Below are 9,237 nucleotides of genomic sequence, written 5' to 3'. Positions count from 1 at the left end.
TCGCCGTGAAATGGCGATCCTACGCTCTGTCGGTGCACGTCCCGGACATATATTTTCTTTAATTATCGGTGAAGCAGGCGCGGTGTGTTTTTCAGGTATTGTATTAGGTATAGCGATTTTTTATAGTTTATTACTTATATTACAAGCACCATTAGCGAATTACTTCGGCTTTTACTTAGATATAAATATGTTAAGTTTTAATGACTTATTAATACTAACGACAATCCAAATAAGTGCATTAATCATTGCAATTATCCCTGGAGTACTCATTTACAAGACCTCATTATCCGATGGTATGAGCATTAAGTTTTAAGGTGAAAAGATGAAAAAATTATTATTAATTCCATTATTATGGTCGCTATTTTCTTTCGCACAGGCAGCAACACCCTTACAAATTAGCTTCACTGATCTGCAAGGTAAAATGGCACCTTATAAGGACCCTTTTAAAGATTTGACTGAAGAGCAAACCTATAAATTGTCAATTTATGCTCGAATCACAGACATGATAGAATTCGCTCCCGACCGCGTTACAGACCCAATGCAGGAAGAACTTGCTGCAACCAAAATATGGCTCAAAAATGAAAAAATTGATACTGAATATTTTCTTGAACAACGTTTGATTATTATTGAAAAACGTAAACAAGCATCGGTAGCAACCAATAACTTTTTGGACAATAAAACTATTTCTATGAGTGGTTTTATGCTGGCGTTACAATTTGACGGTGACAAGGTTTCAGAGTTTTTATTAGTGCCTACGATTGGTGCTTGCTCGCATAAACCAGTACCACCAGCTAATCAAATGTTGCTAGTCAAAACCAAAGAGCCTGTTAAGGCTGGCGCACCTTATTTACCTATCACCATAACAGGAAAGTTAAGCGTCACGACACTCACCCAAGACCTTTACATGGTTGATGGTAAAAAGACGGTGACTATGGCTTACACGATGGAAGAAGCAAAAGTAGAAGCTTACAAGGCTCCGCAGCAGTAAAATAATTTTTCCTAGGTGGTTATCTATTTGAAATCATCTGGGTTGTTTTATTTTTCTATAATGTGATCTAGAACTACTTTCCAACAATCCTTATTTCTCTGCTACAATCGCCTTTTTGATACGCAAGCAGCTCTCTATGTACTTTTTACTCCCGCTATTCACTGTTATTATCTGGTCTGGCAATGCTATTGTTAACATCTTGTCGACCAATGTAATTGCACCCGAGACCATTTCCTTCTACCGCTGGTTTATTGCCTTAACCACTCTTACTCCTTTTCTAATCAAACCGGTATGGAAAAAACGTCAAGCGATTAAACCTTATTTGCCTAAATTAGCGTTCCTCGCATTACTGGGTATGGCAATTAACCAATCACTTGCCTACTTTGCTGCAGCAACCACCACTGCAACCCATATGACGTTGATCTTTGCCCTCGTACCATTATTGAGTTTAATGTTTAGTGTGCCATTGCTTGGGCTTTCGTTAACTAAAAGAGCGGTGTGTGGGGTTTCAATCTCTCTGACTGGTTTAATGTATATGTTAAGTCACGGTCAAATTGGCAGTTTATTCTCAGAGGGTATTAATATCGGCGACAGTTACATGCTAATAGCCGCCTGTAGTTATTCTTTGTACGGGGTATTACTGAAACGCTGGCGTTTGCCGTTCAATAACTGGATTGCGCTATATATGCAGATGGTATTTGCTGTCATCATTTTATTACCGGTACTGACTTTCAGCAACCAAGTAACTCTAACCACTGAATCATTACCGCTGGTATTATATGCCGCAATACCGACTTCAATCTTAGCCACTTGGTTATGGATGCAGAGTATCCAACATCTTGGCGCAGATAAATCGGCAATGTTCATGAATTTATTACCGGTATTTACCGCCATCATGGCAACCGTCATTCTCGATGAGCAACTATCAAGTTATCAGTTTATTGGTGGTGCTTTGGTATTGGCCGGTGTGGCGATGACACAGTTGAAATCAAGAAAATCCACAGAAAAAATAGTTACAGTACAGCCTTAGGTTAACAGACTAAAATTAAAGATCGCATGGAAGCGCTCTGCATTATCGTCATCATTTAATCTTGACTCTAAATGTCTGCTTGGCATCTCCAATATCACGGTTAATGCCAGCTTCTTTAATTAACTTAATTATATTACCGACAATTTAAAGTCGTGCAAAACCCGCGTCTAAATCAGCAATCAAATCTTCAACATCTTCCAAACCAATATGCAAACGCACCAGCGTACCAGTGAAATCAACATCACCTGCCGGACGAATTCGATTTAATTCTGACGCTTGGTTAGCCAAAATTAATGACTCATAACCGCCCCATGAATAAGCCATACTGAAATGGGCAAAGTTATCGAGATAGTTCGCCAGTTGTTCATTGCTTAATTTGTCTTTTAAGATAAACGAGAATAAACCGTTACAACCATTAAAATCACGTTTGTAGAATTCATGGCCTTTACAGCTTGGTAGCGCTGGATGATTAACACGTTCCACTTCTGGACGAGTGCTTAACCAATTCGCGACTTGGATACTTGCTGTTTCATGCTGCTTTAAACGAATAGCCATAGTGCGTAAACCACGGCTCGCCATGTACGCGGTATCAGCATCAACCATTTGCCCCATTAAGTATGACTGTTCACGTAATTGTGCCCAGCAACGCTCATTAGCAACGGCTGTACCTAACATATAGTCAGAGTGACCAATGATGTATTTAGTGCCCGCTTGAATGGAAATATCAATATCATGCTCTAAGGCTTTAAATAACACCCCCGCCGCCCAAGTATTATCTATCATGATAATAACGTCAGAATTTACCGCGCGCACTGCTTTTACAATTGCTGGAATGTCTTGCACTTCCATGGTGATCGAGCTTGGTGATTCTAAAAATACCACACTGGTATTTGCTTGCATTAATGCCGCAATGCCCTCGCCTAACATAGGATCGTAATAGGTTGTTGCTACATTCATCTTAGCTAACATCACATTACAAAAATCTTGTGTCGGTTCATAGGCAGCACCGGTCATGAGGATATGCTCACCCGCGCTGACAAATGACAAGATAGAATTAGTCACTGCTGCTGCGCCACACGGATAAAGCGCACAGCCTTTCCCACCTTCGAGCTCGGTCATTGCTTGTTGCAGAGAGAAATGAGTTTGGGTACCACGGCGACCGTAAAAAAGTTCACCATCAGCACGTTTTGCGGTCGCGGCTTTTTTAGCTTTAACGGAGTCAAATACAATTGATGATGCACGCTGAACAACGGGGTTCACAGCACCGTGTGAGAATTTTTTATCGCGTCCTGCCGAGACAAGTTGGGTGGCTAATTTATCTGAACTCATATTTATGTCTTTCCCTGATTTATTCTTAGTCATCATTTGGATATAAAAACACAGTAGCGAAAGATACAGATCCAAGCAATAGGTAATTATGTTATAAAAAAACAAAACCCCCGCTTACTTTCAACGAAAATAGACGGGGGTTTAGGTATTCATTGACCGACAGCGATTAGCCCGTGGATACAGACCAATAGTTGTTAACAAGGCTAATTATTCTTTAGCAGTATTGCCTTGCTTGGCAAAATATTCTTTGGTTAATTTGAATACTACAGGGCTCAGCAGTACAAGCGCAATCAAGTTAGGTAGTGCCATCATCGCATTTAGCGTATCAGCCAATAACCAAACAAAGCTAAGTGAGCTGGTTGCGCCAATTGGCACTGCAATGATCCATAAGATTCGGAATGGAACAATCGCTTTGACACCAAATAGATACTGCACACATTTCTCGCTGTAGAAGCTCCAACCAAGAATAGTAGTGAAGGCAAATACCGACAGCGCAATAGCAACGATGTAATTACCAATACCCGGTAAGGCACTTGCAAACGCTGCTGATGTTAAGGCAGCGCCTGTTTCACCTGATGTCCATGCACCCGATACCACAATCGCTAAACCTGTGATAGTACACACGATAAGCGTATCAATGAAGGTACCTAACATCGCGATAAGACCTTGTTGAACCGGATCATTAGTTTGCGCAGCAGCATGTGCAATCGGCGCGCTACCTAAACCAGCTTCATTGGAGAATACACCACGAGCTACACCAAAACGGATAGCGGCCCAAACAGCAGCACCAGCGAAACCACCTTCCGCCGCAACAGGGCTAAATGCACTTTCAAAAATTAACGCAAATGCAGCAGGGATCTCGCTCGCATTCATCGCTAATACAACCAGACCGGCGCCAATATAGAAGACAGCCATTAACGGTACTAATTTACCAGCAACATCCGCGATCCGCTTAACGCCCCCCATCAGAACGAGACCAACTAATACCATCATCACTAAACCAGATATCATTGGCGAAATACCAAAGCTACTTGATAAAGCATCCGCGACTGAGTTTGACTGTACTGTATTACCAATACCAAAACCAGCAATCGAACCAAAGATAGCAAATGCAGTACCGAGCCAAGCCCATTTACTGCCTAAACCATTTTTGATGTAATACATTGGACCACCAACGTGGTTACCATTGTCATCCGTTTCACGATATTTAACCGCACATACTGCTTCTGCATCTTTAGTTGCCATCCCTACTAACGCAGTCCACCACATCCAAAATAACGCACCCGGTCCACCCAAAAAGATAGCCGTTGCAACACCCGCAATGTTACCGGTACCGATAGTGGCTGAAAGTGATGTCATTAACGCATTGAATGGCGAGATCTCACCTTTATTTTTATCGCTAGAACTGGTTGTTCGTCCAGCCCAAAGTAATTTAAAGCCCGTCCCTAATTTTAAAATAGGCATTAACTTCAACCCTAAAGACAGGAATAAACCTACCCCAAGGATCATAATAAGCATAGGTACGCCCCATACCACACTATTAACCGCAGAAATAAAATTTGTTAAAGCTTCCATCAACATCCCTTCCTTAAGATTTATAATACTAATAACGCACATTATCAGGTTATATATTCAGCAAACAGATAAACATAATACCCACAACTATTTAACATGCAACCAAGTGCTGGAGAATTAAAATAACAAAATATAATATTTAAAATCAAACACGCACAGCGAAAAGCAATAAAAGCATTCAAAAACGTCTAAAGAAGCAGTCTTAATTGCCCACTAGAATAGGCTTTAATAGAAATAACACCTGATTATATAAATCATTCCTTACGGATACTAAAAAACATAAAAAAACTAAAAAATAAACATCTAGTTAACAGTTCAAGCATGCCGATATATGCAAATTTATAAAAAAGTGACTTAATAAGACATGTTGTTATTTATAATGGATCACAAGGTTAGAGCATGAATAATTTAAGAATGCAGAATAAATTACTCCTTATTGCTATAGTTCCTATGATTGTTGCTTTGTTCGTTGCATTAGCAATAATTACTAATTTACAAACTGAGTCAGTAACCAGCATGATCAATGACCATGATTCACTGTTACGTACCGAACGTCAGGCACAAATTAGTGAAGCGGTAAAAATAACCCAAAAAATAGTGCAACGAGAAATAACCAATTCAAACGCTGAAAACCAGACTCAGCAACAAACATTAGCAAATGTGCGCAGCCTATTAACATACGCACGCTATGGTGACAATAACCTTGGCTATTTCTTTATTTACGACAGCAAAGGTAACAATATTGCCGATGCCAGTAACGAAAAAAATCAAGGTCAAAATCGCTTCCAACTGCAAGACAAAAATGGCGTCATGCTCGTTCAAGAACTCATTAAAGCCAGTCAGTCTGGTGGTGGTTTTGTGGAGTATGTTTACCCTAAACCAGGTACTGACACATTACAGCCCAAATTAAGTTACGCAGCCCCCATTGCTGGTACCGATTGGTTTATTGGTACCGGCGTCTATATTGATGATATTAATAAAGATTTAATTGTTTTCAGTAATTCTGTATGGCAGCAGCTTTACACCCAAATGAAATTTGCAATTGCCAGCGCCATAGTGCTGATTATACTCACTAGTTTAGTCATGCTATGGATTGCTAAGCGACTGGCGAAACCGATGAATGAAATGCTTAATACCCTTAATGATATCGCCGATGGTGAAGGTGATTTAACCCGTCGGTTAGATGTACAAGGTAGCGACGAAATAGCTCTGCTTGGTGATGCGTTTAATCGCTTTACGTCAAAATTACAAGGTATTATCAGCGCAGTGGCGGATGTAAGCTATCAAGTATCTGATTCTGCGAATAGCTTAAGCTTACAAACGCAAAAAACCACCGAGCAGCTGATTATCCACAATAATGAAACCGACCAAGTCGTCACCGCAGTTACCGAAATGAACTCGACAGCCAATGATGTAGCAGAAAACGTGACCCAAGTTGCTGATGCCACCCAATTAGCAACGCAAGACTCGCTGTTGGCACAAGATAATGTCAGCACGTCTAACACGGCAATTACAACACTGGTGGATGAAGTTGAGCAAGCCAGCGGCCACATGGGTTCTTTGCATGAACAATCACAGAAAATTGATCATGTATTACAAGTCATTGGCGCGATTGCCGAGCAAACCAACCTACTTGCGCTTAACGCAGCGATTGAAGCAGCGAGAGCGGGTGAGCAAGGCCGAGGTTTTGCCGTCGTTGCAGATGAAGTTCGCAGCTTAGCAAGCCGCACTCAAGACAGCACATTAGAAATTAAGGTAATGCTCGATGGTTTACATCAATTTGTCGCCCAAGCGGTAAGCGCCATGAAAACCAGTCAAGAAACCAGTGTGCACGTCATGCAATCATCGACTCAAATCAGTGGTAGTTTATCTGCGGTTACCGATGCTGTTGATGCCATTAATGATATGACGACTCGTATCGCCACTGCTGCCACTGAACAGAGTTCTGTCAGCGATGAAATAAACCGTAACATGATCAACATTCGCGATGTGGTTACTCAGCTATTAGAATCAAGCCATGAAACAACACAGGTTTCTACTGACCTATCCGCCGCAGGCGAGCAATTAGAAGCGCTACTGAGACAATTTAAGCTCACGTAAAACAAGCACGGTAATAATCTGGCTGCTGCTATTATTGTCATCAACAACGCGGTCAGGGTATTAATGAACTAGAATATAGGTAACGTGATCGTGGGATGTTACCTATGTATTATTTGCTTATAAGTATGCTATTGATTTATAGCAGTATGTTAAATGCTAACCAAGCCGAACCTGCAGAGTCAGCCGCCAATAAAGTCGGTATCGCAATCCCCGTCTTAACCATTAAAGGGGCAATTGGCCCTGCAGTCAGTCATTATCTCACCTCTGAAATTAAGCGCGCAAACACGCCCAGCAATGCTGAACAGCAGGATAATAACGGCACAATCAATAACACTGCCAACGACACGCTCGCACCACTGATCATTATCACCATCGATACTCCCGGCGGATTAGTCTCTAGCTTACGTGATATAAACCAAGCTATCTTAAACTCAAATATCCCCATCGCTTGCCTCGTTCACCCACCGGGCGCTAGGGCAGCTAGTGCTGGTACCTATATTCTCTATGCCTGCCATATCGCAGCGATGGCGACCACCACCACATTAGGCGCAGCAACTCCGGTCAGTATTGGTAATCCACTACCTGGGGGCGATAAGAAACCAGCCAATCCTTATCAACCAGCGCCAGACGCGGATAACAAGCCCAGTACACAGCCTGAATCATCGGATCCAAATGCCAGTAAATCGCCGACCTCTCCCACACCATCAGGCTCACCACAAGTAACTGAAAAAACCGCCATGGAAAAGAAAGTGCTTAATGATTCCGTGGCCTATATACGCTCATTGGCCCAACTGCGTAAACGTAATGTCGAATGGGCAGAGTTAGCCGTGACAGAGGCCGCAACACTCACCGCGATCGAAGCATTGGATAAAAACGTGATTAATCTGCTCGCCCAATCACCACAACATTTATTACAAAAGCTCGATGGTCAAATAGTGACAATCAAGCAACAACAAAGGCGGCTAACATTAACCCACAGTCCCCTAGAACTCCGTACGCCTAATTGGCGCAGTAATTTTATTGGCACTATCACCGACCCGAATATCGCTTATATCCTGATGTTAATTGGGGTCTATGGCATCTTACTGGAATTTTACAGTCCAGGCATTGGTATCGCAGGCATAGCAGGATCTATTTCCTTGTTCATTGCCCTGTATGCCTTCCAACTGTTGCCGCTTGATTATGCGGGGCTGGCGTTATTATTACTGGGTATTGCATTACTGATAGCAGAGTCGATGTCACCGAGCGTGGGTATTTTTGGGCTCGGCGGTCTGATTGCGTTTACACTCGGATCAATATTTTTATTTGATACCGACCTACCGCAATTTCAAGTATCGCTGCAGCTGATCGCAGCCCTTGCAGTCGTTTCACTGCTGTTTTTTATTTTTATATTTGGCTATTTGTGGGATATCCGAAAAAACAAAGTGGTCAGTGGTAAAGAAGCCTTAATTGGCGCTGAAATCACCATAAGCACTGGCTTCATTGGTCAAGGACATGTTGATGTAAACGGTGAGCGCTGGTCAGCTTACTGCCCGCATCAATTAACCGCTGGGCAAGTAGTACAAATAAATGGCATTGATGGCTTAACGCTGGTCTTATTGCCACTCACCGAATTGGAGGTTAACGATGCAAGCAATTCTCAGTAGCGGCATGTTATTTACCGGAGCAATTATCTTTTTATTACTCCTGTTAATCATCAGCATGTTTCGCATCCTACGCGAATACGAGCGTGGGGTTATCTTTTTCCTTGGCCGTTTTGAAAAGGTCAAAGGACCCGGGTTGATCATCGTCATACCGGTAATTCAACAAATGGTACGCGTCGATTTGCGTACCGTGGTCATGGATGTACCCAGTCAAGACGTCATCAGTCGCGATAACGTCTCAGTACGGGTTAATGCGGTGATTTATTTTCGGGTGATTGATGCTCAAAAAGCCATTATCAATGTCGAAAACTTTCTGCAAGCCACTTCGCAGCTGGCACAAACCACGTTACGCTCAGTGTTAGGGCAGCATGAACTGGATGAGATGTTAGCCAATAGAGAAATGCTCAATACCGACATTCAAGCCATCTTAGATGCTCGCACCGATGGTTGGGGGATTAAAGTATCGAACGTAGAAATAAAACACGTTGATTTAAACGAAACCATGATCAGGGCAATTGCACGACAGGCGGAAGCAGAAAGAACACGTAGGGCGAAAGTGATTCATGCATCAG

8 protein-coding genes are annotated in these 9,237 nt (G+C 42.2%); 6 read left to right on the top strand and 2 right to left on the bottom strand.

The genetic code is table 11. The features are described from left to right. From QNK26_RS16645 to QNK26_RS16635, 3 genes are all read left to right on the top strand, one after another. A partial coding sequence (locus QNK26_RS16645) for an FtsX-like permease family protein (protein ID WP_319225061.1) occupies positions 1 to 313 on the top strand: 313 nt, incomplete at its 5' end. A gap of 9 nt (positions 314 to 322) precedes the next feature. After that, a complete protein-coding gene (locus QNK26_RS16640; protein ID WP_319225060.1) occupies positions 323 to 988 on the top strand; it encodes a DUF3299 domain-containing protein in 666 nt (221 codons plus the stop codon). 136 nt (positions 989 to 1,124) lie between these two features. Then, positions 1,125 to 2,018, top strand: a complete 894-nt coding sequence (locus tag QNK26_RS16635) for a DMT family transporter (RefSeq protein WP_319225058.1) — start codon at positions 1,125 to 1,127, stop codon at positions 2,016 to 2,018. 144 nt (positions 2,019 to 2,162) lie between these two features. On the opposite strand, the gene metC is transcribed toward QNK26_RS16635, so the two are convergent. Together metC and QNK26_RS16625 are read right to left on the bottom strand one after the other, a co-directional pair. After that, entirely contained in the window at positions 2,163 to 3,347 is a 1,185-nt protein-coding gene (gene metC, locus QNK26_RS16630) for a cystathionine beta-lyase (protein ID WP_319225056.1), read from the bottom strand. Positions 3,348 to 3,554: 207 nt separating this feature from the next. Then, on the bottom strand, positions 3,555 to 4,922 hold the full coding sequence (locus QNK26_RS16625; RefSeq protein ID WP_319225054.1) for a sodium:alanine symporter family protein: 1,368 nt from the start codon (positions 4,920 to 4,922) through the stop codon (positions 3,555 to 3,557). Positions 4,923 to 5,321: 399 nt separating this feature from the next. On the opposite strand from QNK26_RS16625, the gene QNK26_RS16620 reads away from it, so the two are divergent. From QNK26_RS16620 to QNK26_RS16610, 3 genes are all read left to right on the top strand, one after another. Beyond that, the gene (locus QNK26_RS16620) at positions 5,322 to 7,022 is read left to right on the top strand and encodes a methyl-accepting chemotaxis protein (RefSeq protein ID WP_319225053.1); all 1,701 of its coding nucleotides are present in this window, start codon (positions 5,322 to 5,324) and stop codon (positions 7,020 to 7,022) included. 95 nt (positions 7,023 to 7,117) lie between these two features. Further along, positions 7,118 to 8,668: an NfeD family protein gene (locus tag QNK26_RS16615; RefSeq protein ID WP_413816374.1), complete on the top strand. Its 1,551-nt coding sequence runs from the start codon at positions 7,118 to 7,120 to the stop codon at positions 8,666 to 8,668. Next, the coding region (locus tag QNK26_RS16610; RefSeq protein WP_319225049.1) for a slipin family protein at positions 8,649 to 9,237 on the top strand (589 nt) is incomplete at its 3' end. The genes QNK26_RS16615 and QNK26_RS16610, both read left to right, overlap by 20 nt.

The sequence above is a fragment of the Moritella sp. genome (assembly GCF_033791185.1).
GTDB lineage: Bacteria > Pseudomonadota > Gammaproteobacteria > Enterobacterales > Moritellaceae > Moritella.
Note: the sequence above shows the minus strand (reverse complement) of the source record. Positions and strands in the feature narration are given on the sequence as shown.